Origin of the sequence: Janibacter sp. FSL W8-0316, assembly GCF_038004165.1 — a bacterium.
GTDB classification, from domain to species: domain Bacteria; phylum Actinomycetota; class Actinomycetes; order Actinomycetales; family Dermatophilaceae; genus Janibacter; species Janibacter indicus.
Map to the genome: position 1 here is coordinate 3,349,110 of NZ_JBBOQX010000001.1, position 26,417 is coordinate 3,375,526.

The 26,417-nt window shown below is 74.6% G+C and carries 27 protein-coding genes and 2 riboswitches; of the genes, 11 read left to right on the top strand and 16 right to left on the bottom strand.

Annotated elements, in window-relative coordinates; genetic code table 11:
* Positions 1–3 precede the first annotated feature (3 nt).
* The gene (locus tag NYE39_RS16400) at positions 4–927 is read right to left on the bottom strand and encodes an EamA family transporter (RefSeq protein WP_072624175.1); all 924 of its coding nucleotides are present in this window, start codon (positions 925–927) and stop codon (positions 4–6) included.
* Positions 928–998: 71 nt separating this feature from the next.
* On the opposite strand from NYE39_RS16400, the gene NYE39_RS16405 reads away from it, so the two are divergent.
* The 3 genes from NYE39_RS16405 to NYE39_RS16415 are packed head-to-tail and all read left to right on the top strand — an operon-like array spanning position 999 to position 4,533.
* Positions 999–1,907 (top strand): LysR family transcriptional regulator, encoded by a 909-nt coding sequence (locus tag NYE39_RS16405; RefSeq protein ID WP_072624176.1) that lies wholly within the window; start codon positions 999–1,001, stop codon positions 1,905–1,907.
* Positions 1,908–1,957: 50 nt separating this feature from the next.
* Positions 1,958–3,733 (top strand): proline--tRNA ligase, encoded by a 1,776-nt coding sequence (locus tag NYE39_RS16410; protein ID WP_341013317.1) that lies wholly within the window; start codon positions 1,958–1,960, stop codon positions 3,731–3,733.
* The gene (locus tag NYE39_RS16415; RefSeq protein WP_083546034.1) at positions 3,730–4,533 is read left to right on the top strand and encodes an HAD family hydrolase; all 804 of its coding nucleotides are present in this window, start codon (positions 3,730–3,732) and stop codon (positions 4,531–4,533) included. Before NYE39_RS16410 ends, NYE39_RS16415 begins: the two co-directional genes overlap by 4 nt.
* On the opposite strand, the gene NYE39_RS16420 is transcribed toward NYE39_RS16415, so the two are convergent.
* Together NYE39_RS16420 and NYE39_RS16425 are read right to left on the bottom strand one after the other, a co-directional pair.
* Complete coding sequence (locus tag NYE39_RS16420; protein ID WP_072624177.1) at positions 4,530–4,964, bottom strand: DoxX family protein; 435 nt, start codon at positions 4,962–4,964, stop codon at positions 4,530–4,532. The genes NYE39_RS16415 and NYE39_RS16420 overlap by 4 nt on opposite strands.
* Positions 4,965–4,967: 3 nt before the next feature.
* Positions 4,968–5,669 carry a M50 family metallopeptidase gene (locus NYE39_RS16425; RefSeq protein WP_341013318.1) on the bottom strand — a complete coding sequence of 234 codons (702 nt, stop codon included), beginning with the start codon at positions 5,667–5,669 and terminating at the stop codon, positions 4,968–4,970.
* Positions 5,670–5,713: 44 nt separating this feature from the next.
* Here NYE39_RS16425 and NYE39_RS16430 point away from each other — a divergent pair, with 44 nt between their 5' ends.
* Positions 5,714–6,463, top strand: a complete 750-nt coding sequence (locus NYE39_RS16430) for a cobalt-precorrin-6A reductase (RefSeq protein ID WP_072624179.1) — start codon at positions 5,714–5,716, stop codon at positions 6,461–6,463.
* Positions 6,464–6,469: 6 nt separating this feature from the next.
* Here NYE39_RS16430 and NYE39_RS16435 read toward each other — a convergent pair whose 3' ends face one another.
* The 7 genes from NYE39_RS16435 to NYE39_RS16465 are packed head-to-tail and all read right to left on the bottom strand — an operon-like array spanning position 6,470 to position 14,740.
* Positions 6,470–7,387, bottom strand: coding sequence for a cobalamin biosynthesis protein CobD/CbiB (locus NYE39_RS16435; protein ID WP_341013319.1), 918 nt, complete (start codon positions 7,385–7,387; stop codon positions 6,470–6,472).
* Entirely contained in the window at positions 7,384–7,929 is a 546-nt protein-coding gene (locus NYE39_RS16440; RefSeq protein WP_341013449.1) for a bifunctional adenosylcobinamide kinase/adenosylcobinamide-phosphate guanylyltransferase, read from the bottom strand. Before NYE39_RS16440 ends, NYE39_RS16435 begins: the two co-directional genes overlap by 4 nt.
* A gap of 2 nt (positions 7,930–7,931) precedes the next feature.
* A complete protein-coding gene (locus NYE39_RS16445; protein ID WP_072624182.1) occupies positions 7,932–8,756 on the bottom strand; it encodes an adenosylcobinamide-GDP ribazoletransferase in 825 nt (274 codons plus the stop codon).
* Complete coding sequence (cobA, locus tag NYE39_RS16450; protein ID WP_072624183.1) at positions 8,753–9,517, bottom strand: uroporphyrinogen-III C-methyltransferase; 765 nt, start codon at positions 9,515–9,517, stop codon at positions 8,753–8,755. Before cobA ends, NYE39_RS16445 begins: the two co-directional genes overlap by 4 nt.
* Complete coding sequence (locus NYE39_RS16455; RefSeq protein WP_341013320.1) at positions 9,514–12,012, bottom strand: cobyrinate a,c-diamide synthase; 2,499 nt, start codon at positions 12,010–12,012, stop codon at positions 9,514–9,516. The genes cobA and NYE39_RS16455 overlap by 4 nt, the downstream gene beginning before the upstream one ends.
* A complete protein-coding gene (gene cobO, locus NYE39_RS16460; RefSeq protein ID WP_341013321.1) occupies positions 12,009–12,623 on the bottom strand; it encodes a cob(I)yrinic acid a,c-diamide adenosyltransferase in 615 nt (204 codons plus the stop codon). The genes NYE39_RS16455 and cobO overlap by 4 nt, the downstream gene beginning before the upstream one ends.
* A complete protein-coding gene (locus NYE39_RS16465) occupies positions 12,623–14,740 on the bottom strand; it encodes a VWA domain-containing protein (protein ID WP_341013322.1) in 2,118 nt (705 codons plus the stop codon). The genes cobO and NYE39_RS16465 overlap by 1 nt, the downstream gene beginning before the upstream one ends.
* A 50-nt stretch (positions 14,741–14,790) precedes the next feature.
* Positions 14,791–14,859: riboswitch (cobalamin riboswitch) on the bottom strand.
* Between the two features lie 58 nt (positions 14,860–14,917).
* Between NYE39_RS16465 and NYE39_RS16470 the strand changes: the two genes are divergently transcribed.
* The 6 genes from NYE39_RS16470 (at position 14,918) to NYE39_RS16495 (ending at position 19,722) form a co-directional block, all read left to right on the top strand.
* The gene (locus NYE39_RS16470) at positions 14,918–16,144 is read left to right on the top strand and encodes a bifunctional cobalt-precorrin-7 (C(5))-methyltransferase/cobalt-precorrin-6B (C(15))-methyltransferase (RefSeq protein WP_072624187.1); all 1,227 of its coding nucleotides are present in this window, start codon (positions 14,918–14,920) and stop codon (positions 16,142–16,144) included.
* Positions 16,141–16,926, top strand: a complete 786-nt coding sequence (gene cobM / locus NYE39_RS16475) for a precorrin-4 C(11)-methyltransferase (protein ID WP_072624188.1) — start codon at positions 16,141–16,143, stop codon at positions 16,924–16,926. Before NYE39_RS16470 ends, cobM begins: the two co-directional genes overlap by 4 nt.
* Positions 16,927–16,954: 28 nt before the next feature.
* Positions 16,955–17,021: riboswitch (cobalamin riboswitch) on the top strand.
* A gap of 56 nt (positions 17,022–17,077) precedes the next feature.
* Positions 17,078–17,761, top strand: a complete 684-nt coding sequence (locus tag NYE39_RS16480; protein ID WP_072624189.1) for an energy-coupling factor ABC transporter permease — start codon at positions 17,078–17,080, stop codon at positions 17,759–17,761.
* A complete protein-coding gene (locus NYE39_RS16485; protein ID WP_072624190.1) occupies positions 17,754–18,086 on the top strand; it encodes an energy-coupling factor ABC transporter substrate-binding protein in 333 nt (110 codons plus the stop codon). The genes NYE39_RS16480 and NYE39_RS16485 overlap by 8 nt, the downstream gene beginning before the upstream one ends.
* A complete protein-coding gene (gene cbiQ / locus NYE39_RS16490; protein WP_072624191.1) occupies positions 18,083–18,835 on the top strand; it encodes a cobalt ECF transporter T component CbiQ in 753 nt (250 codons plus the stop codon). The genes NYE39_RS16485 and cbiQ overlap by 4 nt, the downstream gene beginning before the upstream one ends.
* Positions 18,832–19,722 carry an energy-coupling factor ABC transporter ATP-binding protein gene (locus NYE39_RS16495; protein ID WP_072624192.1) on the top strand — a complete coding sequence of 297 codons (891 nt, stop codon included), beginning with the start codon at positions 18,832–18,834 and terminating at the stop codon, positions 19,720–19,722. The genes cbiQ and NYE39_RS16495 overlap by 4 nt, the downstream gene beginning before the upstream one ends.
* Positions 19,723–19,785: 63 nt before the next feature.
* On the opposite strand, the gene NYE39_RS16500 is transcribed toward NYE39_RS16495, so the two are convergent.
* The 3 genes from NYE39_RS16500 to NYE39_RS16510 all read right to left on the bottom strand — a co-directional run bounded on the left by NYE39_RS16500 (position 19,786) and on the right by NYE39_RS16510 (position 22,258).
* Entirely contained in the window at positions 19,786–20,232 is a 447-nt protein-coding gene (locus NYE39_RS16500) for a DinB family protein (RefSeq protein WP_445667090.1), read from the bottom strand.
* A gap of 77 nt (positions 20,233–20,309) precedes the next feature.
* The gene (locus tag NYE39_RS16505) at positions 20,310–20,927 is read right to left on the bottom strand and encodes a dihydrofolate reductase family protein (protein WP_341013323.1); all 618 of its coding nucleotides are present in this window, start codon (positions 20,925–20,927) and stop codon (positions 20,310–20,312) included.
* A 32-nt stretch (positions 20,928–20,959) separates the two neighbouring features.
* Complete coding sequence (locus NYE39_RS16510; RefSeq protein WP_192911745.1) at positions 20,960–22,258, bottom strand: class I SAM-dependent methyltransferase; 1,299 nt, start codon at positions 22,256–22,258, stop codon at positions 20,960–20,962.
* A 76-nt stretch (positions 22,259–22,334) separates the two neighbouring features.
* On the opposite strand from NYE39_RS16510, the gene NYE39_RS16515 reads away from it, so the two are divergent.
* On the top strand, positions 22,335–22,892 hold the full coding sequence (locus NYE39_RS16515; RefSeq protein ID WP_072624196.1) for an acyl-CoA thioesterase: 558 nt from the start codon (positions 22,335–22,337) through the stop codon (positions 22,890–22,892).
* A 79-nt stretch (positions 22,893–22,971) separates the two neighbouring features.
* Here NYE39_RS16515 and NYE39_RS16520 read toward each other — a convergent pair whose 3' ends face one another.
* Genes NYE39_RS16520 through NYE39_RS16530 form a run of 3 tightly spaced genes read right to left on the bottom strand, consistent with a single transcriptional unit; the run spans position 22,972 to position 26,389 of the window.
* Positions 22,972–24,549: a precorrin-2 C(20)-methyltransferase gene (locus NYE39_RS16520; protein ID WP_341013324.1), complete on the bottom strand. Its 1,578-nt coding sequence runs from the start codon at positions 24,547–24,549 to the stop codon at positions 22,972–22,974.
* Positions 24,546–25,214 (bottom strand): precorrin-8X methylmutase, encoded by a 669-nt coding sequence (locus tag NYE39_RS16525; RefSeq protein WP_341013325.1) that lies wholly within the window; start codon positions 25,212–25,214, stop codon positions 24,546–24,548. The genes NYE39_RS16520 and NYE39_RS16525 overlap by 4 nt, the downstream gene beginning before the upstream one ends.
* A complete protein-coding gene (locus tag NYE39_RS16530) occupies positions 25,214–26,389 on the bottom strand; it encodes a hypothetical protein (protein WP_072624199.1) in 1,176 nt (391 codons plus the stop codon). The genes NYE39_RS16525 and NYE39_RS16530 overlap by 1 nt, the downstream gene beginning before the upstream one ends.
* Positions 26,390–26,417 lie beyond the last annotated feature (28 nt).

Sequence of the window (26,417 nt, forward strand, 5' to 3'; positions counted from 1 at the left end):
GCGTCACCTTCCCACGGGGACCGCTGCGTCCGGGACGGGATCTGCGGCCAGCGGTGCGGAGTGGCGCCGGGTCGAGGCCCACAGGACCCCGCCGACGACCAGGGCGCCTCCGACGAGCTCGAGGGGTGCGGGCACCTCGTCGAGGAGGAGCCACGCGAGGGCCAGGCCGGTCACCGGCACGAGCATGGAGAAGGGGGCGACCGTCCCCGACGGGTGGCGGGCCATGAGCCAGGTCCAGATGCCCGAGCCCACGAGCGTCGCGAGGACGGTCGTGTAGGCCAGGCCCAGCCAGGCGGGGATCGCCGCGGTGGAGAGCGAGTCGGCCAAGGCCGTGCCGATGCGCTCCGGCCCCTCGACGAGCAGCGACAGGACGAGCATCGGGACCGGCGGGATCACCGTCATCCACATCGTCAGGTGGAGCGGCTTCGGTGCCGCGGCCAGGCGGGAGGCGAGGTTGCCGAAGGCCCAGCCGAGGCCGGCCATGAGCGTCAGGACGAAGGGGAGGAGCCCTGCCTCCGCGTCGAGCCGCTGGGAGCCGACGACGGCCATGCCGAGGGCTGCGACCGCCACGCCGCTCGCGGCGCGGCCGCTCAGCCGCTCGCCGAGCAGGACCGCGCCGAGGACGACGGTGAAGGGGGCCGAGCTCTGCAGCACGAGGGAGGCCAGACCGGTCGGCATGCCGGCGTCCATCGCGAGGTAGAGGAAGGCGAACTGGAGGATGCCGAAGCCGATGCCGTAGCCGACGAGCCAGCGCGTGGGCACCTGGGGGCGGGGGACGAAGAGGATCGTCGGGATCGCCATGAGGGTGAAGCGCAGCGCGGAGCACAGGAAGGGTGGGAAGATCTCGAGCGAGGCGTGGATGGCGACGAAGTTGGCGCCCCAGAGGACGGCGACGACGACGGCGAGCAGGCGGTGGCGGATCGGCACTCGACGATCGTCGGTCACCTGACTGTGCAGGACAAGCGAATCATCATGACGATTCCCTTTAGGCTGCCTGCATGGACATCCGGCACCTCGAGCTGCTGCGCGACCTGCGCGAACGAGGCAGTCTTGCCGCCGTCGCCGCGGCGACGCACCGGACTCCCTCGGCGTTGTCGCAGCAGCTGCGCACGGCCCAGCGGGTCGCCGGCACGCCGCTCGTCGAACCCCACGGGCGGGGCCTGCGGCTCACCGAGGCGGGCGAGCTGCTCGCCGACGGCGCGGACGAGGTGGCCGCGGCGATCGCGCGCGTGGACTCACGGCTGTCCGAGCACCGTGGCCGGCCGACCGGGCGGGTGAGCGTCGCCGGCCTCCCAAGCGGGCTGACTGCCCTGCTGCCGGGTGCGCTCGTCCTGCTCTCCGACAGCGACGTCGAGCTGAGCATCGACGACCTCGACCTCGCCGAGCACGACTACGCACGTGCCGCGGCCGACGCGGACATCGTCGTGGCGCACTCGCTGACGAGCGAGGTGCCGGTCGGCAGCGAGGGACTCGTCGCCACCGTGCTCACCCGTGAGCCGCTCGACGTCGCCGTGCCGCCGGACCACACGCTCGCCGCTCGCGCCACGCTCCGACCCGAGGACGTCGTCGACGAGCCGTGGATCTGCGTGCCCGAGCACTACCCCTTCGACACCGTCCTCCAGCGGATCGAGGCCACCTGCGCCCGCCCGCTGCACCGGCGGCTGCGCATCCGTGACAACCACCTCGTCGCCGCGCTCGTGGCGGCCGGCGAGGGCCTGGCCCTGCTGCCGCGCTACACGACCCGCTCGGCCGACGAGTTCGCCCTCGTGCCGCTCGTCGACGTGCCCTCCGCCCGGTGGATCGTCGCGCTCTCGCGGCCGGACCGGGCCGAGCGGGCCGCGGTGCGGCTCGTGACCCGACAGCTCGGTATTGCGGGGGCGGCGCTCATGGGTGAGCGGATATCCTGACGCGGTACACCCCCTTCGACCCGCCAGGAGCACCGTCCGTGGTCACCCGCATGTCCTCCCTCTTCCTCCGCACCCTCCGGGAGGACCCCGCTGACGCGGAGCAGCCGGGCCACAAGCTCCTCGTGCGGGCCGGCTACATCCGCCGCGCCGCACCGGGCATCTACACCTGGCTGCCGCTGGGGCTGAAGGTCCTGCGCAAGGTCGAGGCGATCGTGCGCGAGGAGATGGAGGCGATCGGATCCCAGGAGCTGTCCTTCCCGGCGCTGCTGCCCAAGGAGCCCTACGAGGCGACCAACCGGTGGACCGAGTACGGCGACAACCTCTTCCGGCTCGTCGACCGCAAAGACGCCGACATGCTCCTCGGACCGACCCACGAGGAGATGTTCTGCCTCGCGGTCAAGGACATGTACACCTCCTACAAGGACCTGCCGCTCGCGCTCTTCCAGATCCAGACGAAGTACCGCGACGAGGCCCGCCCGCGCGCCGGCGTGCTGCGCGGCCGCGAGTTCATCATGAAGGACTCCTACTCCTTCGACGTCGACGCCGCCGGCCTGCAGAAGGCCTACGACGCGCACCGCGACGCCTACATCAAGATCTTCGACCGGCTCGGGTTCGAGTACGTCATCGTCCACGCCGACTCCGGTGCCATGGGTGGCAGCGCGAGCGAGGAGTTCCTCGCGGTCAGCCCCAATGGTGAGGACACCTTCGTGCGCGACGCCTCCGGCTACGCGGCCAATGTCGAGGCCGTCGTCGTGCCGCAGGCCCCGCCGGTGGAGGTGACCGCCGGTCCCGCGCACGTCGAGGACACCCCCGACACCCCGACGATCGAGACCCTCGTCGCTGCTCTCAACTCCGCGCACCCGCGCACCGACGGCCGCGAGTGGACGGCTGCCGACACCCTCAAGAACGTCCTCGTGACCCTCGTCCACCCCGCCGACGAGGAGCACGACGAGCCGTGGCGCGAGCCGCTGGCCATCGGCGTGCCCGGCGACCGCGAGGTCGACGCCAAGCGCCTCGAGGCGCAGGTGGCGCCGGCCGAGGTCGAGGACTTCGGCGAGGCCGACTTCGCCGCCCACCCCGAGCTGGCCAAGGGCTACATCGGCCCCGGCGTCCTGGGGTCCGAGCGGTCCGCCGGCATTCGCTACCTGCTCGACCCGAGCATCGCCGAGGGCAGCGCCTGGGTCACCGGCGCCGACGAGCACGGCAAGCACGTCATCGACCTCGTGCACGGCCGTGACTTCACCGCCGACGGCACGATCCAGGCCGCCGAGATCCGCGAGGGCGACCCGAGCCCGACCGGCTCCGGCACGCTGACCCTCGCCCGCGGCGTCGAGATGGGCCACATCTTCCAGCTCGGCACCAAGTACGCCGAGGCTCTGGGCCTGAAGGTCCTCGACGAGAACGGCAAGCTCGTCACCGTGACGATGGGCTCCTACGGCGTCGGCGTCACCCGTGCGGTCGGTGTCGTCGCCGAGGACAACCACGACGAGCTGGGCCTCATCTGGCCGCGTGAGCTCGCCCCCTTCGACGTGCACGTCGTAGCGGCGGGCAAGGGCGACGAGATCTTCACCGCCGCTGGCGACCTCTCCGCGCAGCTCGAGGCGAAGGGGGTCCGCGTCCTCTTCGACGACCGCGCCGGCAAGGTGAGCCCGGGCGTGAAGTTCAAGGACGCCGAGCTCATCGGTGTCCCGACGATCCTCGTCGTCGGCAAGGGCCTGGCCGACGGGGTCGTCGAGGTCAAGGACCGCCGCAGCGGTGAGCGCCGCGAGGTGCCGGTGGGGGAGGCCGTCGAGGCCGTGCTCGCCGAGGTGCGTGGCGGCGCGTGAGCGTCGACGAGATGCGCCACCCGCTCACCGTGCGTGAGCGGCCCGAGGCCGGGCCCGTCGAGGCGGTGATCTTCGACTGGGGCGGCACGCTCACCCCGTGGCACACGATCGACCTGGGCCAGCAGTGGCGCGTCTTCGCGCGGGAGGTCCACGGCATCCCGATCGAGTCCGACGAGGTGCCGCAGGAGGACCTCGACCGCGCACACGAGCTCGCCGAGCGGATCCACGCCGTCGAGGCCGATGCCTGGCAGCAGGTGCGCGACGAGCAGCGTGGCGCGCACCTCGACGACATCCTGCGCAAGGCCGGCATCGACCCACAGCACGACCGGCACCACGTCGCGCTCGCGGCCTACCGTCGCTTCTGGGAGCCGCACACCCACACCGACCCGCAGGTGCGGCCGCTCTGGGAGGGGCTGCGCGCTCGGGGTCTCAAGGTCGGGGTGCTGTCCAACACCATCTGGAGCGGGGACTACCACCGCGAGATCTTCGAGCGTGACGGCGTGCTCGACCTCATCGACGGCGACGTCTACTCGTCGGAGATCCAGGTGGTCAAGCCGCACCGGGAGGCCTTCGAGGCCGCGGCCGCGGCCGTCGGCGTGCCGATGGCCAATGCCGTCTACGTCGGCGACCGGCTCTTCGAGGACGTGCTCGGCTCCCAGGAGGTCGGGATGCGCGCGATCTGGGTGCCGCACAGCGACATCCCGGCCGACCAGCAGGTGACCGTCGACGTCGAGCCCGATGGCGTCGCGCACGAGCTGATCGACGTCCTCGAGATCGTCGACGGCTGGCTCGCCGCCTAGGCGTGCTGCTCGGGCGGGGGCACCCGACGCCGGCGCCACCAGCGCCAGGCGCCGGTGCTCCACACCGCCCACACGACGAGCACCGGCTGGAAGACGAGCCGGACCGCCCGTGAGGTGTCGCTCGTCAGTCCGAAGGCGTCGCGGTGCTCGGTGAGCTGCGCGATGTTGCCGGGGAAGACCGCGACGAAGAGAGCTGCCGTCACCAGGCCGACCACGGCTCGAGCGGGATGGCGCCAGACGAGGAGCAGGGCCGCGCCGACGGCGATCTCGACGACACCCGAGACGAGGACGACGAGGTCGGCGTCAGCGGGGAACCACGGCGGCACCTGGGCCCGGAACTCGGTGCGGGCAAAGGTCAGGTGGGCCACGCCCGCGAGGACGAGGAAGGAACCGAGCAGCGCCTGCCCGACGGCACGCAGTGGTGAGGACATGTCTCAGACTCCCACGGCACCGAGGAGGCTGCTGGCGGCGAGCCAGGTCGCGCCGGCGAGGACCAGGGCGAAGCTCGCGACCCACAGCACCGCAGGCACCCCCGTCGTACGGGCGAGCGAGCCCGGGTCACTGCGGGACTCGATGCCGACGAGCATCGTCGCCAGGTGGCGCCAGGCCCCCACGAGGAGCAGGAGGCCCACACCGACGAGGACCTGCTGCTGCAGGGCATCGTCGCGCCACCACCACAGGGCGGCGCCCGCCGCGAGCACCGCGACGACGACGAGTCCGGTGAGCGCCGAGCGCACCCGGGTCAGGGTGGTGAGCAGCCCAACGAGCAGGAGGGTGAGCATCGGGGCGGCCCACCCGGCCGTCGCGAGCCCCACGAGCAGGGCGCCGACGATCCCCGGAGCCGGGTAGCCGGCCCAGGTCGTCGCGACCACGCCCGCACCGCTGGCGGGGCCCACGGTGACGGCGTGGCCGGACATGTCCGAGCGCAGGACGAAGCCGGTGAAGCGTCGCCCGCACGCCACGCCCACGAGGGCGTGCCCGAGCTCGTGGACGAGGGTGACGACGAGCCGCAGCACCCGCCACGCCGGCCACCAGGTCGCCGCGACGCAGCCGAGCGCGAGGACGGCGACGAGGGTCCACCCGGCGAGCTCGGGTGCGGGGCTCGCGGGGGAGAGGCGGTCGAGGAGGTGCTGCACGGGGTGACCGTATGCGGACAACCTGTGCGTGGGAGGGTGAGCCCATGTCGCACGTGCTGATCCTCGGAGGGACCGCCGAGGCGAGGGATCTCGCCGCCCGCCTGGACGCGCAGGGGGTGCCCCTCACCTCCTCCCTCGCCGGCCGGGTGTCGCAGCCGCGACTGCCGGTCGGGCCGGTGAGGATCGGCGGGTTCGGTGGGGTCGCTGGCCTGACCGACTGGCTCCGTGAGCACGAGGTGAGCGCGGTCGTCGACGCCACCCACCCCTTCGCCGCGACGATGGGCGCCCATGCGGCACAAGCCTGCTCGTCACTGGGGGTGCCGCTGCTGCGGCTGGCCCGGCCCGGCTGGGCGCAGCACCCGGACGCCGCGTCGTGGACCTGGGTGGGCGACCACGTGGCTGCCCGGGAGGCGGCGGACGAGGTGGGCGGGACCCCCTTCGTCACGACAGGGCGGCAGACCCTGCACCACCACATCGACGCTTGGGCCGACCGGCCGGTGCTCGTCCGGCTCGTCGAGCCTGCGGAGCGGCCGCTGCCGGCGGCCTGGACCGTGCTGCGCTCGCGGGGGCCCTTCGCCGTCGCCGACGAGGAGGCGATCATGCGCGAGCACGGCGTCACCGTGCTGCTCACCAAGGACTCGGGTGGTCGCTACACCGAGGCCAAGCTCGACGCGTCCCGACACCTCGGGGTGCCGGTCGTCGTCGTGTCGCGCCCGGCGCGGGCGCCGGGCGTCGCGGAGGCGAGCGATGCCGACGCCGCCACGACGTGGGTCGAGGGCCAGATCAGCGACTGACCCGACTCAGCGGCGGGCGAGCAGGCGGGCCCCGACGACCGCGACCAGCGTGACGACACCCACTCGGCGGGCGAGGAGCACGGCGCGCGGCAGGTCCGCGACGGTAGGCGCCGGACCGGAGCCCATGACGACCCGGTCCTCGGCGCCGCTCGCGTAGACCGTCCGCCCACCGAGGCGCAGGCCCAGGGCCGCGGCGAAGCCCGCCTCGACCGGACCGGCATTGGGGCTGGGGTGGTCGCGCCCGTCCCGCACCGCCGTGCGCACCACCTCACCGGCACGAAGGGGGGAGGCCGCAGCGGTCGCGAGGACGGTGGCCCGGGCGGGGACCCAGCCCAGCAGGTCGTCGAGTCGGGCTGCGGCCCAACCAAATCGGGTATAGCGGGCCGTGCGGTGGCCGTGCATCGCGTCGAGGGTGTTGGCCGTCCGGTGGAGGACGACGCCGAGCGGGCCGAGCGCGGCACCCCAGACGAGCGTGCCCACGACGGCGTCGGAGGTGTTCTCCGCGACGGACTCGACGGCGGCCCGGGCGACCTCGTCGGCGGTGAGGTCGTCGGTGACCCGACCGACGAGGTTGCGGACCCGGGTGCGCGCTCCGGGGAGGTCGTCGGAGGCGAGCAGGTCGTGCACCGCCAGCCCTTCGCGACCCAGGCTCGTGCCACCGAGTGCCGCCCAGGTCAGGGCCGCGGTCGCAAGGGCACGCGCCGGCCCGGGCAGGCGCGTGGCGGCGACCCCCAGGGCGAGCGGCGGCGCGAGCACGAGCGCCTCGGTGAGGACACCGGCGGCCCGGGAGTCGCGATGGGTGCGCGTCTCGACCCAGCCGGCCCACGTGCCGAAGAGCGCGACGGGGTGCCCTCGTCGTGGGTCGCCGAGAGCCCGGTCGGCCGCCCACCCGAGGAAGAGGCCGATGGCAACGGGGTCGCTCACCCGGCCCCCTTGATCGTCAGCACCTGCCCCGAGACGACGAGGTCGACCCGGTCGGCGGACGCGGCGATGCGCTGGTTGAGCCAGCCGAGCCGGTCGGCGAAGATCCGTCCGGAGCGGTGCTCCGAGACCAGCCCCCAGCCGACCTCGTTGGTCACGGCCACGACGAGGGGGGCTGCTCGCCAGGCCGCCTCGAGGTCGTCCACCCGCTGCTCGAGCGCGGGGCCCCAGTGGTGCTCGGGTGCCTCCCAGGCCCCGATCTCGTCGAGCTGGGCGGTCAGCCAGGTGCCGAGGCAGTCGAGCAGGACCGGGTCCTCGGCCTCCCACAGGCCACTCGCCGCGTCCGTGCTCTCGACGGTCGACCAGGTCGCCGGTCGCCGCTGCCGGTGCGCGGCCACGCGAGCCGCCCAGTCGGCGTCGTCGCGCTGCGGGCCGGCCGCGAGATAGGTGACGGGCGTGCCCTCGGGCACGTGCGGGGGCAGCAGGAGGGACTCGGCGTGCCGTGATTTGCCCGAGCGGACGCCGCCGGTGACGAGGACGCGCATGCTCACCAGGCCACCGTCAGCAGGACGAGCAGCACGGTGAGAGCCACCTCGACACCGGCCCCGATGACGTCGCCACCCACACCGCCGAAGGTGCGAACAGCCTTGTCCCGGAGCGAGATCGCCGCCCAGACGGCCACGGGCGCGGCCACTGCCGCCACGAGCACGGCCCGCGCGACCATCCAGGAGGGGGCCGCGGAGCTCCCGCCACCCAGACCCCCCAGCAGCAGGGCGACCGGCAGCACCGATGCCACGAGGAGCGCAGCGACGGCGAGCACGACGAGCGCGGCGCCGACGAAGGGCACGGTGCCGACGAAGGCCGTCCCGAGCTTCGAGCCCGGCGCGGCCTGCTGCCCGCGACCGCAGACGGCGGCGGCAGCCGCCCGGGACGCCACGACGGCGGCCCCGACGACGAGGGCCCCGCGCCAGCCGGACCCGAGGAGAGTGGCGATCGCCCCGGCCTGCACGAGCAGCACGACGACGAGCGCGACCGCCCCCATCGGGCCGACGTCGCCGCGCCGCATGATCTCGAGCGCCCGCTCGCGGTCCCAGCCGGCACCGAGGCCGTCGACTGTGTCGGCCAGGCCGTCGAGGTGCATGCCCCGTGAGCCGTGGGCGAGCACGCCGAGGGCGAGGCCCGCGGCGACGAGCGGTGGCACGCCGATCTCGACGGTGAGCCCGACGAGGACGACCTGGAGCGCGAGGGGGAGGACCGCGAGCGGCGCGAGGAGCAGCGCGGTGCGCGCGGTGTCGGGGGTGATCGTCACCCGGCCACTCGGTAACCGGGTAAAGGTCCCGACGGCCAGGCGCAGCCCCTCGGACGCGCTCACGGCGAGGTGGGGGCCGGTGAGTCGAGGGCGCCGACGACGTCACCGACGACCGTGATGGCCGGGGGAGCGAAGCCCCCTTCGTCGGCCGCGGAGGCGATCTGCGACAGGGGCGCCCGCACCGAGCGCTGCTGCGGGGTGGCCCCGTCGGCGATGCACGCGGCGGGGGTGTCGGGGGACAGGCCGGCCGCGACGAGCGCCTCGGCGATCGCCCCGAGGGTGGCGACCCCCATGAGGATGACGATCGTCAGACGCGAGGTGGCCAGCGCCGCCCAGTCGACCTCGCTGCACGGGTCGTCGGGGGCGACGTGCCCGGAGACGACCGCGACGCCCTGGGACAGGCCGCGGTGGGTCACCGGGATGCCGGCGAGGGCCGGCACGGAGAAGGCGGAGGAGACGCCCGGCACGGCCTCGACGGGCACGCCGGCGGCGACGCAGTGGTTCCACTCCTCGCCGCCGCGGCCGAAGAGGTAACCGTCGCCGCCCTTGAGCCGCACCACGGTCCGGCCGGCGCGGGCGTGCTCGACGAGCAGCTCGTTGATCCGCTCCTGGGGGGTGAACTCGCCGCGGGGGATCTTGCCGACGTGGACGATCTCGGCCTGCGGGGCGATCTCGTCGAGCGCCGCGACCGGACCGAGGCGGTCGGTGACGACGACGTCGGCCGCCGCGAGGGCGTCGCGTCCGGCGACGGTGAGCAGTCCGGGGTCGCCCGGACCTCCGCCGACGAGGATGACCCGCCCGGTGGCGGTGGTGGCGTCGGTCATGCGGTCCTCCGGTGGTGCAGGTGGGTCAGCTCTCTCAGCAACCCGTCGATGGTGTGGGGGTCACGGACGGCGATCCGCACCCATGCGGTGTCGAGCCCCGGGAACGTATCGCCTCGCCGCACGGCCCACCCGGCATCGCGCAGCGCCTCGCGGACACCCGTGCCGACCCGGGCCAGGACGAAGGGGGCGTCCCCGCCGGCGGTCGGGATGCCCAGCGTGTGCAGCCCCCGCATGAGGTGGGCCCGCCACCCGGCGATCTCCTCGGCGGCCCGGTCGGCCTCGACGAGTGCGGCCGGGGTGGCGGTCTCGATCATGACGCGCAGCGCGAGGGAGCCCACGGACCAGTGCGGTTGGTGCTCGGCCAGGGCCGCGACGAGCTCGGCGTCTCCGACGACGTAGCCGGCGCGGATGCCGGCGACGGCCCAGGTCTTGGTCAGCGAGCGCACGACGAGCAGGCCGGTGAGGTCGCCCCCCAGGAGCGTCTCGCGCTCGCCGGGGACGGAGTCGATGAAGGCCTCGTCGACGAGGACCACCCGGCCGGGCCGCACGAGCGAGCGCAGCGTCGCTGCCGGGTGGAGCACGCCCGTCGGGTTGGTCGGGTTGCCGACGACGACGAGGTCGGCGTCGCCGATCTGCCCGAGCGCCTGGGTCGTGAGTGCGAAGTCGTCCTCCGGCCGCAGCAGGACGTGCCGCACCTCGTGCCCCGCGGCGCGCAGCGCGGCCTCGGGCTCGGTGAACTGCGGGTGCACGACGACCGCGTCGCGCGGTGTCAGCGCCCGCGCGAGCAGCGTGAAGGTCTCGGCCCCACCACTCGTCGGCAGCACCTGGTCGCGGGCCACACCGTGCCGCGCGGCGATCGCATCCCGAGCCCGGGTGGGGTCGGGGTAGGCCGCGACGGTCGACAGCTCCTCGGCGAGGGCCTGCGCGAGCCACCCCGGCGGCTGGGTGAGCCGCACGTTGACGGCGAGGTCCACCAGCTCGCTCGACACCTCGGCGTCCCCGTGATGACGAAGGGGGTCTGCCAAGGACGTGGATCGGGCCGGGGTGGTGCGACTCAAGGGCTGAGCCGGTCGCGGGGCGTCGTGGCCCCAGCCACGAGCGGCCTCGACGAAGGACCCCGCCACGGAGGGCGAGCCGGCCCAGTGCGTGTGCAGGTAGGAGGCGACGAGGGTCGCGCGACCGGTGCCGGCGGGGTCGAGGGCGAAGCCCTCGGTGCGGCCACCGAGGTCCCATGCCGCGCTCGTGCCGAAGGGGGGATCGGTCACCGTGCGGTGGAACTCGTGGCCGGCGACCCGGGTCCCGGCCGGGCCGAGGACGGAGTCGACGAGCGAGGTCGCCTCGCGGTAGCCGAGGGTGAGGCGGCGGCCCATCGCGGCCCGGGCCGGCAGGGCGCCGACCATCGGGTGGTCGTCGAGGGTCTCGGCGAGGTAGAGCATGCCGGCGCACTCGGCGATCGTCGGCATGCCGGCCGCGATGGCGGTGCGGATCTGGTGCACGAGAGGGCGGTTGGTCGCCAGGGTGCGCGCGTGCACCTCGGGGAAGCCGCCGCCGAGGTAGAGCCCGCTCGTGCCCTCCGGCAGCGCGGCGTCGCGGGCCGGGTCGAGCTCGACGACCCGGGCGCCGGCGGCCTCCAGGAGCTCGACCGTCTCGGGGTAGCGGAAGGTGAAGGCGCGGCCCCCGGCGACGGCCACGACCACCTCCCGTCGGGACGAATGCAGAGCACGCTCCTCAGGGAGCGGGGACTGGAGCGAAGGGAGGGCGGCGGCAGGGGCCCACGGCTCGAGATCGAGGTCGGGGGCCGTGCGGGAGGCCGCGAGCAGCGCGTCGAGGTCGAGGTGCTCCTCGGCGACGGCGGCGATGTGGTCGAGCGTCGCTGCGGCCTCGCCGCGCTCGGCGGCGGGGACGAGCCCGAGGTGGCGCGAGGGCACGTGCATCGCGGCGTCGCGGGGCAGCACGCCCCACACGGGGACGCCGACGGCCTCGACCGCCCGGCGGGCCTCCTGGCCGTGGCGCGGGGTGCCGGCCTTGTTGAGCACGACACCCACGACGTCGAGCTCGGGGTCGATCGTCGCGAGGCCGTGCACGGTGGCGGCGACGGTGCGTGAGGTCGAGCTGATGTCGACGACGAGGACGACGGGCGTGCGGGTCAGGGTGGCGACGTGCGCGCTGGAGGCGAAGCCGTCGCCCCCGAGCCGTCCGTCCATGAGGCCCATGACGCCCTCGAGGACCGCGACGTCCGCGAGGGTCGGGTGGGTGGCGCCGCGGGCGAGGAGGGAAGCGACCCTCCCTTCGCCCACGAGCCACGGGTCGAGGGTGCGGCTCGGGCGGCCGGTCGCCAGCGCGTGGTAGCCGGGGTCGATGTAGTCGGGCCCGACCTTGGCCGGCGCGACGGTCAGACCGCGCCGGGCGAGGGCGGCCATGATCCCCACGGCGATCGTCGTCTTGCCGTGGCCCGAGGCGGGCGCCGCGACGAGCACCCGGGGGAGGGCCGTCACCACTCGATGCCCTTCTGGCCCTTCTGCCCCTGGTCGAAGGGGTGCTTGACCTTGGTCATCTCGGTCGCGACGTCGGCGATCTCGAGCAGCCGCGGGTGCGGGTCGCGGCCGGTGATGACGACGTGCTGGTAGCCGGGCCGGTTGGTCAGGGTGTCGATGACGTCGTCGAGCTCGACCCAGCCCCACTTCATGACATAGGTGAACTCGTCGAGGATGTAGACGGTGTGCGTCTCGGCGGCGAGGCGACGCTTGATCTCCTCCCAGCCCTCACGCGCGTCGGCGGCGTGGTCCTCCTCGGACCCGGCCTTGCGCGACCAGGACCAGCCGGAGCCCATCTTGTGCCACTCGACGGGGCCCCCTTCGCCGGTCTCCTCGTGGACCCGGCCGAGGGTCTTGTAGACCTCCTCCTCGCCGATGCGCCACTTCGCTGACTTGACGAACTGGAAGACGCCGATCGACCAGCCCTGGTTCCACCCGCGCAGGCCGAGGCCGAAGGCCGCCGTTGACTTGCCCTTGCCGACGCCGCCGTGGACGACGACGAGCGGCCGGTTGCGGCGCTGCCGCGTGGTGAGCCCGTCCTTCGGCGTGACGGGGGTCTGCCCCTGGGCCATCAGGCGGCGCTCCTTCGGGAGGCGGTGCGGTCGGTGACGATCTCGACGAGGCCGCTCGCGGCGACCTGCTCGAGGGCGATGTGCTCGGCGCCCATGCGGTGGGCGAGGTCGGCGGCCAGGCCCATGCGGAAGCGGCCCGACTCGCAGTCGACGACGACGGTCTCCGCCGTGTGCCCCCAGGCGTCGGCGATGGCCTGGGCCCGGGCGAGGGCGTCGGGGCCCGCGGTGGCCCGACCGTCGGTGACGAGGACGACGAGGGCGCGCTGGTTGCGGTCGCGGATGCGCTCTCTCGCAACGACTCTGGCGATCTCGGTCAGGCCCTCGGCGAGCGGGGTCCGTCCGCCGTGCGGCATCTCGGCGAGGCGCGCGGCGGCGGCGTCGACGGACGAGGTGGGCGGCAGCGCCAGCTCCGCGCCCGTCCCGCGGAAGGTCACCAGACCCACCCGGTCGCGCCGCTGGTAGGCGTCGAGCAGGAGCGAGAGGACGGCGGTCTTGACCTCGCCCATCCGCTTGCGCGCGGCCATCGAGCCGGAGGCGTCGACGGCGAGGAGGACGAGGTTGGCCTCGCGGCCGCGGGTCACGGCGTGGCGCAGGTCGTCGCCGGTCACCCGGGCGGGTCCGGTGTGGGCCGCGCGGCGGGCGGCGGAGGCACGAAGGGTGGCGGTCAGGTGCACCGGCGACCCGGCGGGCTCGTGCCCGGCCGGGTGGCTGCCGACGACCCGCCCGCGGGGGGTGAGCGCGGGGGAGCGGCGACCGGTCGGGCCGGCGCCGACGCCGGTGAGCTCGAGGCGACGGGCCCGGTAGGGCTCGGTGGCCGCGGCGGTGCCGGTGGGGGCCTGCTGGGCACCGGCAGGGGGCGAAGGGGGTGACTCGGGGGCCTCCGCCGACTCGTCCGTGGAGTCGGGGGTCGGGTCGGCGGACGACTGGGGCCCGGTCGGGGGCTGGTCCTCGGACGACGTCGAGCTCGGGGCCGGGCTCGAGGGGTCGGCGTCGGGCGCCTCGCCCGGGCCCTCGTCGGGCTGGTCCCCGCCGTCGGGCTCCTCCTCGCCGCCGCCCGGCGGGTCGTCCTCGGGCTCCTCGTCGAGCAGCCGGTCGAGCAGGTCCTCGTCGAGACCCGGCGCGTCGAAGGGGGCACGACGGCGGCGGTGGGGCAGGGAGAGCAGCGCTGCGGCCCGGATGTCTTCGCGGGTCACGTGGTCGCGACCCTCCCACGCGGCGTGCGCCGCGGCGGCGCGGGCGGTGACGATGTCGGCGCGCATGCCGTCGACGTCGAATCCGGCGCACACCCGCGCGATGGTCCGCAGGGTCCGCTCGTCGAGCGCGACCCGGCGCACCGCCTCGCGGGCCACGGCCAGGCGCGCGGTGAGCTCGGCCTCGGCGTCGGCGAAGCGGGCCGCGAAGCCCGCCGGGTCGAGGTCGGCCTCGAGCCGGCGACGCACGACCTCGGCGCGCACGTGCGGGTCGCGGCTCGCGGCGACGTGGACGGTCAGGCCGAAGCGGTCGAGCAGCTGCGGGCGCAGCTCGCCCTCCTCGGGGTTCATCGTGCCGACGAGGGTGATCCGCGCCGGGTGCGAGATCGAGACACCGTCGCGCTCGACGGTGTTGCGCCCCATGGCGGCAGCGTCGAGCAGCACGTCGACGAGGTGGTCGTGCAGGAGGTTGACCTCGTCGACGTAGAGGATGCCGCGGTGGGCCTCGGCGAGCAGGCCGGGCTGGTAGGCGGCCTCGCCGTCGCCCAGGGCTCGGCGCAGGTCGAGGGAGCCGACGACGCGGTCCTCGGTCGCACCGACGGGCAGCTCGACGAGGCGGGCCGGGCGGGTCGTGGCCGCGCCCTCGTGAGGGCCGTCGGGGCAGTCCTCGTCGCGGTCGGGGTCGCAGCCGAAGCGGCACTCGCTCGCCACCCGCTGCTCGGGCAGGACCGAGGCGAGGGCGCGGACGGCGGTCGACTTGGCGGTGCCCTTCTCGCCGCGGACGAGGACGCCGCCGATCTCGGGCGAGATCGCGCTCAGCAGCAGCGCCGACGTCAGCTCGTCGGCACCGACGAGCGCGGTGAAGGGGAAGGTGGGGGTCCGGGACCCGGTGCGGCTCACAGTGGCGGCCTCCTGGCGAGTGTCCACGCTCGCCGTCCGACGACATCGACGCGGGTTCGCGACGACGGGCACCGACCGAGTGTCTGGCTCGGGCCGCGTGGGCCGTGACAGTGGCGGGACCGCTCCGGAGTTGCACCGGATTCCTCGGGGGAGTGCCTGGGCGCGATCCTCTCACAGGAGGGCGAGGCCCTAGGGTGGGCGTCCGTGATCGAGGTCGTGGGTATCGGGGACGACGGGTGGTCCGGTCTGGACGAGGCCCGGCGCGCCCTCATCAGCGGTGCCGCGACCCTCGTCGGGGGCGGCCGTCACCTCGACCTCGTCGCCCCCCACGCACCCGAGGCGCAGCTCGTGCCCTGGCCCAGCCCCCTTCGCCCGGCGTTGCCCGCCCTCGTCGAGGCGCACCCCGACGCCGTCGTCCTCGCCAGCGGTGACCCGCTGCGCTCCGGCATCGCCACGACCTTCGTCGAGCTCGTCGGCGCCGACCGCGTGCGCGTCCACCCCGCCATCGGCAGCGATGCCCTCGCCCGGGCCCGTCAGGGGTGGTCCGCCGAGGAGACCGTCGTCGTCACGACCGTCGGGCGCGACCTGCGCGCGGTCCTGCCCCACCTGGCCCCCGGCGCGCGACTCGTCGTCCTCCTCTCCGGGGGCGGCGACCCGGCTCGGCTCGGCGCACTGCTCACCGAGCACGGTTGGGGCGCAAGCATGCTCACCGCCCGCTGGCACCTTGGCAGCCCCGACGAGGGCGCTCGCTCCGAGCGCGCCGACAGTTTCGCCCAGGCCACCCCCGACCTCGTGGTCGCCTGCCTCGACGTGCGCGCCGACGACCCCGCGGCGACTGCCGCGACCGCCGGACCGGTCCCGGGGCGCCCCGAGGACTTCATCGACCACGACGGCCAGCTGACCAAGCGCGACGTGCGGGCGAGCGGTCTGGCCCGACTGCGACCCACCCCCGGAGCCCACCTGTGGGACCTCGGTGCCGGCAACGGCTCCGTCGCCCTCGAGTGGTGCCTCGCCGCCGACCGCGCCACCGTCACCTGCGTCGAGCGCGACGCGACCCGCGCCCAGCGCATCCGCGACAACGCAGCCGCCCTCGGCCTCGCCGGCCGCGTCGACGTCGTCGTCGGCGACACCGGCAGCACCGACCTGGCGACGCTGCCGACGCCCGACGCGATCTTCGTCGGCGGCGGGCTCGACCCCGACCTGCTCGACCGGGCCTGGTCCTCCCTTCGCCCCGGCGGACGCCTCGTCGCGCACGCCGTGACGCTCGAGGGGGACGCCGCGCTCATCGGCCGGCACGCCCGCACCGGCGGCGAGCTCACCCGCCTGTCCGTGGAGCGGGCCGTCCCGCTCGGTCGCTTCCTGTCGTGGACCCCCGCCCGCACCGTCACCCAGATCGCCGCGATCCGTACCGAATCCGAGGACCCGACATGACCGTTCACTTCATCGGCGCCGGCCCGGGTGCCGCCGACCTGCTGACGATCCGGGCGACCCGCCTGCTCGCGGCGAGCCCGGTCTGCCTCTACGCCGGGACCTACCTCGATGCCGCCGTCCTCGAGCACTGCCCCGATGGCGCGCGGCTCGTCGACACCCAGGACCTCGACCTCGACGGGATCACCGCCGAGCTCGTCGCCGCGCACGAGCGGGGCGAGGACGTCGCCCGGCTGTGCTCCGGCGACCCGAGCGTCTACTCCGCGATCGCCGAGCAGACCCGCCGGCTCGACGCCGCCGGCGTGCCGTGGGACATCACGCCCGGCATCGCCGCCTACGCCGCGACCGCCGCCCGGCTCGGCCGCGAGCTCACCGTGCCCGAGGTCGCCCAGTCGGTCGTGCTCACCCGCGCCCAGCGGGACTCGACGGCCATGCCGTCGGGGGAATCGCTCGAGGCCTTCGCCGCGACCGGTGCGACCCTCGTGCTTCACCTGGCGATCCGCCGCGCCCGCGAGCTCGCCGGCCGGCTCGCCGAGCACTACGGCGCCGACTGCCCCGTCGCCGTGGCCTACCGGGTCGAGCAGCCCGAGGAGATCGTCCTGCGCGGCACCCTCGCCGACATCGCCGACCAGGTCGAGGCGCACGACCTGCGGCAGGCCGCGATCATCATCGTCGGGTGGGCCCTGCGGGCCGAGGGCTTCGTCGAGTCGCACCTCTACTCCTGCCGCCGCGCGGCCGGGCGCGAGGAGCGGACGGCAGCAGACATCCCGGGCGGGCTTCGCTAGTCTCGGCCCCAGCCATCGCCTCCACCTGGAGGAACCCGGTGAGAGTCCGGGACGGTCGCGCCACTGTGAGCGGGTCTTCCGCGAGTCAGGAACTCCGGGGCGAGGGCTGCAGCGGCCGGACGCGTCATCCGGCCAGAGAGAGAGTGCGCTGATGCACATCGCCGAGGGCTTCCTGCCACCGGTCCACGCCGCCGCGTGGACTGCTGTCGCCGCCCCCTTCGTCATCCACGGCACCCGCAGTGCCGCCCGCATCGTGCGGGACAACCCGAGTGCCCGCCTGCTGCTCGGCGCCGCCGGCGCCTTCACCTTCGTCATGTCGGCGATCAAGCTGCCGTCGGTCACCGGCTCGAGCTCCCACCCGACCGGCACCGGCGTCGGCGCGATCATCTTCCGTCCGCCGGTCATGGCCCTGCTCGGCACGATCGTGCTGCTCTTCCAGGCGCTGCTGCTCGCCCATGGCGGGCTGACGACGCTCGGCGCCAACGTCGTCTCCATGGCGGTCGTCGGGCCCTGGGTCGGCTACGGGCTCTTCCGGCTGCTGGCCGCGGCCCCCTTCGTCGTGCGGGTCTTCGTCGGCGTCGCGATGGCCAACCTCGCCACCTATGTCACGACCGCCACCCAGCTCGCCCTGGCCTACCCCGAGGGCGGTTTCGTCGAGGCGTGGGGTCGCTTCCTCGGGATCTTCGCCGTGACCCAGGTGCCGCTCGCCGTCGTCGAGGGGCTCGTCGGAGTGCTGCTCCTCAACGCGCTCATCACGTGGGCGCGGCCCGAGCTGGAGGACCTGCAGGTCGTGCCCGCCGACACCGTCGAGACCACGGAGGCCGCTCGTGCGTGAGTCCACCCAGACCCTCGGTCGGCGCGGCGTCGCGCTCGTCGTCGCCGCCATCGTCCTCGTCCTCGTCGTCGCGCTCTACCTCGGTGGCCGGGCCGCATCGGGTGAGGAGGAGGCCTTCGGCGGGTCCGACGCCGCCGCGACCGCCCAGCTCGAGGAGGCCGGCCACGAGCCGTGGTTCGAGCCGCTCATGCCCCCCGCCGGCGGCGAGATCGAGTCCGGGCTCTTCGCCCTGCAGGCGGGCCTCGGCGGTCTCGCGCTCGGCTACGTCTTCGGTCGGCTCAAGGGACGGCGCACCCGGACCGAGACGGTCGACCCCCGCGCATGAGGCCCACCCTCGACGACGCGGCGTGGTCCTCCCGATGGCGGACCCGCTCGACGCTGGAGAAGTCCCTCCTATGCCTGGGCCTGCTCCTCGTCGCCGCGACGACGACCTCGCTGGTCGTCGCCGGCCTCGTCGGGGTGTGCACCGTCGGCCTCGCGGCCCTCGCCCGGGTCCCGGCCGGCGTCTGGCTGCGGGCGATGCTCGGGCCGGCGGTCTTCGTCGGCATCGGAGCAGTGACGATCGCAGTGACCCTCGGTCCCGGCGACCTGTGGTCCCTCGGTCCGATCGGCGTGGACGGCGGGAGTGCCTCCCGGGCCGTGCTCGTCGCCGCCCGGGCGCTCGCGGCCACGAGCGCGATGGTCCTGCTGGCGGCGACCACCCCGATGGTCGACCTGCTCGCCGGGCTGCGCCGGGCGCGGGTGCCGGAGGTGGCCGTCGACATCGCCGCCGTCACCTACCGGATGATCTTCGCCCTGCTCGACGCCGCGTCGGCGATCCGTGCCGCGCAGGCCGGGCGGTTGGGCTACGCGAGCGGTCGGGCCGCGCGACGGTCGGTCGGTCAGCTGTGCGCCGCGGTGCTCGTCGCCGCGTGGGACAAGGCCCGCCGCCTCGAGGACGGACTGGCCGGTCGTGGGGGAGTCGCCGCCGTGCCGCTCGTCCCTGCCCGGTCCGTGTCGACCCCCTTCGTCCTGGCGGCCGGGGGCCTCGTCCTCGGGCTCGCCGGGCTGTCGCTGCGGGCGGGGCTGGCATGACGCACCGCCTCGGCTCCTGGACCCCGCCCGACGACGCGGCCACCGTCCTCGCCCTGCGCGGGGTGCACGCGGGCTACCCGGGCGCTCCGGGCGTCCTCGACTGCGTCAGCCTGACGATCGGCACCGGCCGGCGCATCGCGATCCTCGGGGCCAACGGCTCCGGCAAGACGACGCTGCTGCGCGTGCTGTCCGGTGCGCACGAGCCGGCCGAGGGGGCCGTCGTCTCCGGTGGAGAGGTGCTGCGGCACACCCGACGCGGTCTGACCGCCCACCGGCAGCGGGTGCAGCTGGTCATGCAGGACCCGGACGACCAGCTCTTCAGCGCCGACGTGCGCAGCGACATCGGCTACGGGCCGACCAACCTGGGGCTGCCCGCAGCAGAGGTCTCCGCCCGGGTCGACGAGGCGCTCGCGGTGCTCTCGCTCGAGGCACTCGCCGAGCGCCCGGTGCACCGGCTCTCCTTCGGTCAGCGCAAGCGGGTCGCGGTGGCCGGTGCGCTCGCGATGCACCCCCGGGTGCTGCTGCTCGACGAGCCGACGGCGGGGCTCGATCCGGCCGGGGTCGAGGAGATGCTCGCCGCCGTCGCGGCGCTCGAGGGGCACGGCACGACCGTCGTGCTGTCGACCCACGACGTCGACCTCGCGTGGCGCTGGGCCGACGAGGTCGCGCTCGTCGTCGACCACGTCGTCCACCAGGGCGAGGTGACCGACGCCCTGACCGACGGTGCCCTCGTCGAGGCGGCCCGGCTGCGCCCGCCGTGGTCGGTGCAGGTGCTGCGCGAGATGGGGATCGAACCGGCCGCGGCCGGCTGGCCCCGCACGCCCGCCGATGTGGCGGTGGCACTCGCGTCGTCCCATTTGTCCCAAGATTCTCGGGTCACCCGATAAACCGCCACTTCGCAGGAGTTTCGAACTCTTGCGAAGCGGCAGTTTCTCTTGCTGAGTGGTGGGTCAGCCCTCGCGGGAGGCGAGGATCTGCTCGCGCAGGATGTCGGCGTGGCCCGCGTGCTGGGCGAGCTCGCGCAGCACGTGCAGCAGGACCCAGCGAAGGGGGAGCGGCCCCCGTCGGTTGCCGGTCACCACGTCGTCGAGGTCGAGCCCGGCGATCGCCGCCCGGCTGTCCTCGCACGCCCGGCGGTGCGCGGCCCGGACCGAGGCGATGGTGTCGTGCGGGCTCAGCTCGAAGGACTCGTCAGGGGTCGCGGGGATCCCGATCTCGGCGCGCGAGCGGCCGCGGACCCCTTCGTCGAACCAGACCCGTTCGACGAAGGTCGCGTGCTTGACCAGCCCGAGCAGGGTCGTGCGCGAGGGCACGAGGCCGCGTCGCGCCTCGTCCTCGGTCAGGTCGTCGAGGCACCGGCCGAGCGCCGCCCGGTGCTCGTCGACGAACGCGAGCAGCTGCTCGCGTGCTGGAGCGTCGAAGGAGACCTCGTGCTCGAAGGGGTGCGGGTTCACCCCTCGACCGTAGCCCCGGCTCACCCCTCGGCGTATACCCCGGCCGCGCCGTCGACCTCACCGGCACGCCGCGGCTCCGGGCCGACGACCTCGAAGAGCATGGCGGTGAACTGACCGTCGCGCTCGACCCGCTCGCGCCGCAGCCGCAGGCGCCGGGGGAGCAGGGGAGCGCCCGCCCCCAGGACGACGGGCGTCTGGTGGACCCACACCTTGTCGAGCAGCCCCGCGTCGGCGAACTGCCCGGCGAGGTCACCGCCCCCGACGATCCACACGTCCTTGCCGTCGGCCGCCTCCGTCGCGGCCGCTTGCACCTCGCGCACGTCACCCGCGTGGGCCCGCACGCCGTCGGGCAGGTCGAGGTCGCGGTGCGTGATGATCCACGACGGCTGCTCGTAGGGCCACGCGAAGTCCTGCCCGTCGTGGGTCAGCTCGCGGTGGACACACGCATAGGTGTTGGCACCGCACACGACCGCGCCGACCGTCGGGAGGAACTGGTCGAAGTCGAGGCTGTCGCCGTCGCCGTACCTCCCGCCGGGGTCCTTGTCGTGGGCCGGCGTCGCGAAGAGCCACGACAGGCTCTCCTCGTCGTCGGCGATGTAGCCGTCCAGACTCGTCGCGGTGCAGTAGATCGTCGCCATCGACCCAGCGTGGCTGGTGCCACCGACAGCCGTCAGCGGATCCAGGCGATGCGGCTGAGGTCCAGGTGGGCGGTGCGCCCCGGGCGCACGGTGAGGGTCACCTCGACGCGCCGCGCCCCGGTGAGGTCGGCGCTCCGCGGGGCGGCGAAGGGGGTGATGCTCCGCCCCGGGCGCAGCGAGAAGGTCCGCCGCCGGTGGCTCTGCACGTCCCGTCGCGAGGGCGACCAGGTCCACGTGGCGGAGCGGCCCGACGCGGCGCCGGGGAAGGTGACGGTGACCGCCGTGACGTCGGCGAGGGAGTCGACCTCGAGCTCGAGGCGCACGCCCTGCACCGGGTCGACGTCGGCGAGGGAGAGGGCGAGCCCTCCGGTGGCTCGGCGCCACGGGAGCGGCGAGCCCGCCGCGGTGACGGTGGCGGCGGCGCTCCCTTCGTCAGGGGTCGGTGGGGTGACCTCGACGGCGGCCCGCGAGGAGCTCACGGCGGAGACGTCGAGCGAGCCCAGCGGCACGTTGTCGAACCGCGTGGGCTGCGGCGGGGTGGCCGGCGACGCCTCGTCGCGGGTGACCTCGGGGTGCCGGCTGCCGGCGGCGAGGAGCTGCTCGACGCGGGCGGTGCGCCGCTGCGACCCGCCCGGGTGGCCCGCGACGACGAGGACCCAGCGGTCGGCGAGCGGCTCGACAAGCAGGGCCTCGAGCCCGGCCCGCTCGAGCATCGACTGGAGTCGCTCGGCGGTGAAGATCGACAGGTGGCCCCAGACCTGCTCGAGCCGGCCGAGCAGGGGCACGGTGAAGAGCAGGTCGGCGTCCTCGGGCAGCGCCCGGCCGAGGGTCTCAAGAGCGAGCTCGGGGTCGGGGACGTGCTCGACCACCTCGGAGCAGATGACGAGCGAGGCGTCGTCGAGGTCACCGGGCTCGAGGGTGTAGAGGTCCTTCTCGACGATCGAGCGGACCCGGTCCTCGTGGCCGAGCGCGTCGAGCAGCCGTCCGGTGCGCCGCACGCAGCTGGCCTCGAGGTCCATGGCCCGGTACGACGCGGCACCGGCCGCCAGGGCGCGGGCGGCGACGAACCCGGCGCCGCACCCCACCTCGACGAGCTCCTCGCCGGGCAGGACGACGTCGGCGATCCGCTCGAGCCGGGCCCGGTTGTAGGCGTCCTCCTGGACGCGGCGCACCTTGTCGCTCACGACGTCGCTGCCGACCTCGGGCGGCGCGTAGTCGCGGCGGCCGCGTTCGAGCTCGCTGGCGACCCGGTCGGCGAGCGGGGCGCGGGGGCCCTCGGCACGGCGGACGAGGTCCCAGTCAGGGCTGGTGGGCATCGTGGAGGCGCTCACGGCTGGCACGCTAGCAGCGGTTCCCGCCCGGGTTAGGCTGCCTCGGCCCTGCTCCGGACACCCACCGAGGACCCCGATGAACCGCGTCCCCCGCATTCTGTGGACCGTCGCCACCGCGAGGCGGCGCGGCCCGGTCGCCCCCGGCGAGGTCGCCGTCCTGCCGCTGCGGGTGCTGCCCAACGACATCGACTTCGCGTGGCACATGAACAACGGCGTCTACTTCACGATGGCCGACCTCGGGCGCATCGACCTGGCGATCCGCTCCGGGTGGGGGCTGGCGCAGGTCCGGCGGCGGGTGGCACCGGTCGTCATGCAGGAGACGATGACCTTCCGCAGCTCGCTGCAGCCGCTGCAGGCCTACGAGCTGCACACCGTGATCGCCGGCTGGGACCGGGTCAGCGTCTTCTTCGAGCAGCGCTTCGTCGCCGACGGTCAGGTGAGCGCGCAGACTCTGGTGCGCATGCGCTTCCTCCAGCGGGGCAAGGGCGTCGATACCGACCGGCTGTGGCCGATGCTCGGGATGACGCCTCCGCCGAGCCACGTGCCGGAGTGGGCGAAGGGGTGGGGAGACGGTACCCGGCTGCCGTCACCGCGCGAGGACGCGCCGGCAGGACCGCCGCCCTTCTGGGGGTGAGCACAAGAGGTCGTCCTGGTGCATCTCGTGGCGTTGACCGCCCCAGATCGCCCTCAGCGGGACCTCTTGTGCACGGGAGTCAGCCGACCGAGCGCGGCGTCCACACCCGACCGTCGTCGGTGACCCGGGTCGTCGAGGCGCCGACGACGACGAGGCAGCCCATGTCGACGGCCTCGACGTCGAGCTCGCCGAGCGTCGTCACCCATGACGACTCCTCGTCGCGGCCGACGTGGCGCGCGACGACGACGACGCGCTCCGGGCCGACGGCCTCGACGAGCAGGTCACGGGCGGCCCCGAGGGTGTCCGGGCGCGAGCGGGAGCGCGGGTTGTAGAGGGCGACCGAGATGTCGTTCGTCGCCAGCGCGGTCAGCCGTGCGGCGAGGACCTCCCACGGCTTGAGGTTGTCGCTGAGGTTGACCAGGGCATGGTCGCCGCCGAGGGCGGCGCCGACGAGGGCGCTCGCCGCGTGTGCTGCGGTGACGCCGGGCACGACCTCGACGGGCACGTCGGCGTAGCCGGGGTCGTCGGAGAGGGCCGCCTCGCGCGACTCGAAGAGCGCCGTCGCCATGCCGAAGACACCAGCGTCACCGCCCGAGACGAGTGCGACGTCCGCCCCCTCGCGGGCCAGGTCGAGCGCCAGGCGCCCGCGGTCGAGCTCGACCGAGTTGCCGGAGGCATGGCGGGTCAGGCCCTCGCGCTGCGGCACCCGCGCGACGTAGGGCGCGTAGCCGACGACGTGGTCGACCCGGGCGAGCACCTCGCTCGCCTGCGGCGTGAGCCAGTGGTCCGGACCCGGGCCGAGCCCGACGACGTGCACCGTGCCCACCTCCCGCTGATCGAGGTGGGAGGCCGCCCGCAGCCGACCCTCGAGATCAGGGGACTCCGTACCACCCGTCAGCCGCGCGAAGTCCGCGGCCCGGCCGGCGGCATCGTCACGCAGCCCCTCGCCCGGGACGACAACGATCGACATGTAGGGCACCCGGCCCTCGTCGACCTCGGCAGCCGGCATGACGAGCTCGCCCGGGTAGGACGCGCGCTCGACGTAGACGGCACGCTCGAGCATCCCTGCCTGGCGCAGGGCCTCGCGGACACCGGCGAAGGTGCGGCCGAGCTTCATGATGATCGCCGCATCGGTGTCGGCGAGACGCCGGGCCAGCTCGGGCACGGGCAAGGTGCCGGGCAGGACGGTGAGGGTGTCCTCGTGACGGCACAGGCCGGTCGCGACCGCGGCGGTGGCGGCGGACAGCGAGGTGATCCCGGGGACGACCTCGGTGGGGTAGCGCGGACTCAGCCGGTCATGGACGTACATGAAGGAGCCGAAGAAGAGCGGGTCGCCGATGGCGAGGACGACGACGCTGCGGCCGGCAGCAAGGTGGGTCTCGAGCCGGTCGCAGCACTCGTCGTAGAAGTCGGCGAGGGCCCCGTAGTAGCCGCGAGGGTGGTCGGTGAAGCCGGTCGTCACCGGGTAGCGCAGCTCTTCCTCGATGGCGCCCTCGGGGATGAGGTCGGCGGCGATGGAGCGCGCGAGCGACTGCTTGCCGGTGCCCGCGTGGTAGGCGATGACGTCGGCGTCACGGATGAGCCGGGCGGCCTTGAGAGTGATGAGCTCGGGGTCGCCGGGGCCGATGCCGACGCCGTAGAAGCGGCCGCCGCTCATGCCAGCTCGTCCCGGTGGGCGAGGGCGTTGAGCGCGGCAGCGGCCATCGCGGACCCGCCGCGGCGGCCGTGGACGACGAGCCAGGGGACCGGGCCGCCGGGCAGGTCGTGCTCGGCGAGGGCGACCTTGGACTCCGCGGACCCGACGAAGCCGACGGGCATCCCGACGATCGCGGCCGGACACGGGGCGCCGTCGTGGAGCAGCTCGAGCAGGTGGAAGAGGGCGGTCGGCGCATTGCCGATCGCGACGACGGCACCCTCGAGCCGCTCGCCCCAGAGGGAGACGGCGGCGGCCGCGCGGGTCGTGCCCCACTGGGCGGCGAGGTCGGGCACCTGCGGCTCGCGCAGGGTGCAGACCACCTCGTTGTCGACGGGCAGGCGGCGGCGGGTGACGCCCTGCGCGAGCATGTTGCTGTCGGTGAGGATCGGCGCCCCGGCGACGAGCGCAGCGTGGGCGGCAGCGGCGACCTCGGGGTGGCCGGCGATCTCGCTCGTGATGCCGACGTCACCAGCGGCGTGGATGATCCGCACGGCAGCACCGTGGAGGTCGGCGGGCAGACCGCTGAGGTCGGCCTCGTCGCGGATCATCCCGAAGGAGCGGCGGTAGATCTCCTGCCCGTCGGTGACGTAGTCGTACCGGCGAGGCGGTTGGCGAAGGGGGTTCATCAAGCCTTCTCGTGTTGTGCCGCAACGACATCCGCTGCGTTGGTGGGGTTGAGGGCGGTCGCGTGGGCGCGGGCGGGGTGGCCGCACGAGCGCTCGCAGCCGATGACGTGCACGGCCGGTCCGGCGACGTCGACGAAGGGGGCGGCCTCCCTGGCGAGGTCGCGCGTGCGGGTCGTCGTCCGCCCGCACGAGGGGGCTCCGGCGCAGGCGGTGAGGACGGTCCAGGGGGAGTCGGCGGCCGTGGCGAAGCCGGCCGCCGCGAGCTCCTCGGCCCGCCCCGCGGCCCCCGGCACGACGACCGAGCGCCAGGGCGTGACGACGATCCGCTGGTCGAGGTGGGAGGAGCCCTGCGACGACTCTCGAGACCCGGCGACCTCTCGAAGCCCCTCCACCATCGCCGGAGTCAGCAGCCCCAGCGGCACGAGCGCCACGAGGTCGTCCCCCGCCGGCCCCGGCTCAGGTGGGTCGCCCGCCACGACGTCGAAGGGGGAGCCCCCCGGCAGCAGGTCGCCCCGGTCCTCGTCGGGCAGGTCGCGCAGGTTCCACGTGCGGGTGTCGGTCCGGGCGGCGAGGAAGCGCCGGGCGACGTCGAGAGCCGTCGCGGCGGCCCGGGCGCGCGAGACGGTGACTGCGCGACCGTCGGCGACGACCTGTGCGGTGCCTTCGAGGCTCCTTCGTCGCACCTCAGGCAGCGTGGGCTCAGGCAGGGGCGGGGCGATGACCGCGACGTCCCACGGCTCGGCGAGCACGGGCCCGTCGGGGGAGGCGACGGCGAGCAGGAAGCGGCCCGGCAGCTCCGCCAGCCCGGGGTCCGCGAGCAGCTCCTCGTCGAGGGCGGTCACGAGGTCGTCGAGTCCGGCATGTGGATCGCCGACGATGTTGCGCGCCTTGTCGTGCGGCCCGGAGGGGACGAGCCCGAGGTCGTCGATCGCCGTGATGAGCTCGCGAGGGAGCGGGTCGGGCAGGCCGCGCAGCTGCAGGCTGCCGCGCGAGGTGACCGTGATGTCCGGGTTGCCGAACCGGCTTGCGAGAGAAGAGATCTCGAGCAGGCTGGCGGCGTCCACCCGGCCTCCCGGCACCCGCAGGCGCACCATCGCCCCGTCTGCCGAGACGAAGGGGGTGAGCAGCCCCGGGCAGCGGTCGGCCCCGCTGCGGGAGGGCGTCGGTGTGCTCACGGCAGGGCAGCCTACGCGGCGGTGTACT

Coding starts and splice junctions, on each gene's coding strand:
- NYE39_RS16405 (WP_072624176.1), top strand. CDS start 999: ATGGACATCCGGCACCTCGAGCTGCTGCGCGACCTGCGCGAACGAGGC.
- NYE39_RS16410 (WP_341013317.1), top strand. CDS start 1,958: ATGTCCTCCCTCTTCCTCCGCACCCTCCGGGAGGACCCCGCTGACGCG.
- NYE39_RS16420 (WP_072624177.1), bottom strand. CDS start 4,964: ATGTCCTCACCACTGCGTGCCGTCGGGCAGGCGCTGCTCGGTTCCTTC.
- NYE39_RS16430 (WP_072624179.1), top strand. CDS start 5,714: ATGTCGCACGTGCTGATCCTCGGAGGGACCGCCGAGGCGAGGGATCTC.
- NYE39_RS16440 (WP_341013449.1), bottom strand. CDS start 7,929: ATGCGCGTCCTCGTCACCGGCGGCGTCCGCTCGGGCAAATCACGGCAC.
- cobA (WP_072624183.1), bottom strand. CDS start 9,517: ATGACCGACGCCACCACCGCCACCGGGCGGGTCATCCTCGTCGGCGGA.
- cobO (WP_341013321.1), bottom strand. CDS start 12,623: ATGGCCCAGGGGCAGACCCCCGTCACGCCGAAGGACGGGCTCACCACG.
- cobM (WP_072624188.1), top strand. CDS start 16,141: ATGACCGTTCACTTCATCGGCGCCGGCCCGGGTGCCGCCGACCTGCTG.
- NYE39_RS16480 (WP_072624189.1), top strand. CDS start 17,078: ATGCACATCGCCGAGGGCTTCCTGCCACCGGTCCACGCCGCCGCGTGG.
- cbiQ (WP_072624191.1), top strand. CDS start 18,083: ATGAGGCCCACCCTCGACGACGCGGCGTGGTCCTCCCGATGGCGGACC.
- NYE39_RS16495 (WP_072624192.1), top strand. CDS start 18,832: ATGACGCACCGCCTCGGCTCCTGGACCCCGCCCGACGACGCGGCCACC.
- NYE39_RS16505 (WP_341013323.1), bottom strand. CDS start 20,927: ATGGCGACGATCTACTGCACCGCGACGAGTCTGGACGGCTACATCGCC.
- NYE39_RS16515 (WP_072624196.1), top strand. CDS start 22,335: ATGAACCGCGTCCCCCGCATTCTGTGGACCGTCGCCACCGCGAGGCGG.
- NYE39_RS16520 (WP_341013324.1), bottom strand. CDS start 24,549: ATGAGCGGCGGCCGCTTCTACGGCGTCGGCATCGGCCCCGGCGACCCC.
- NYE39_RS16525 (WP_341013325.1), bottom strand. CDS start 25,214: ATGAACCCCCTTCGCCAACCGCCTCGCCGGTACGACTACGTCACCGAC.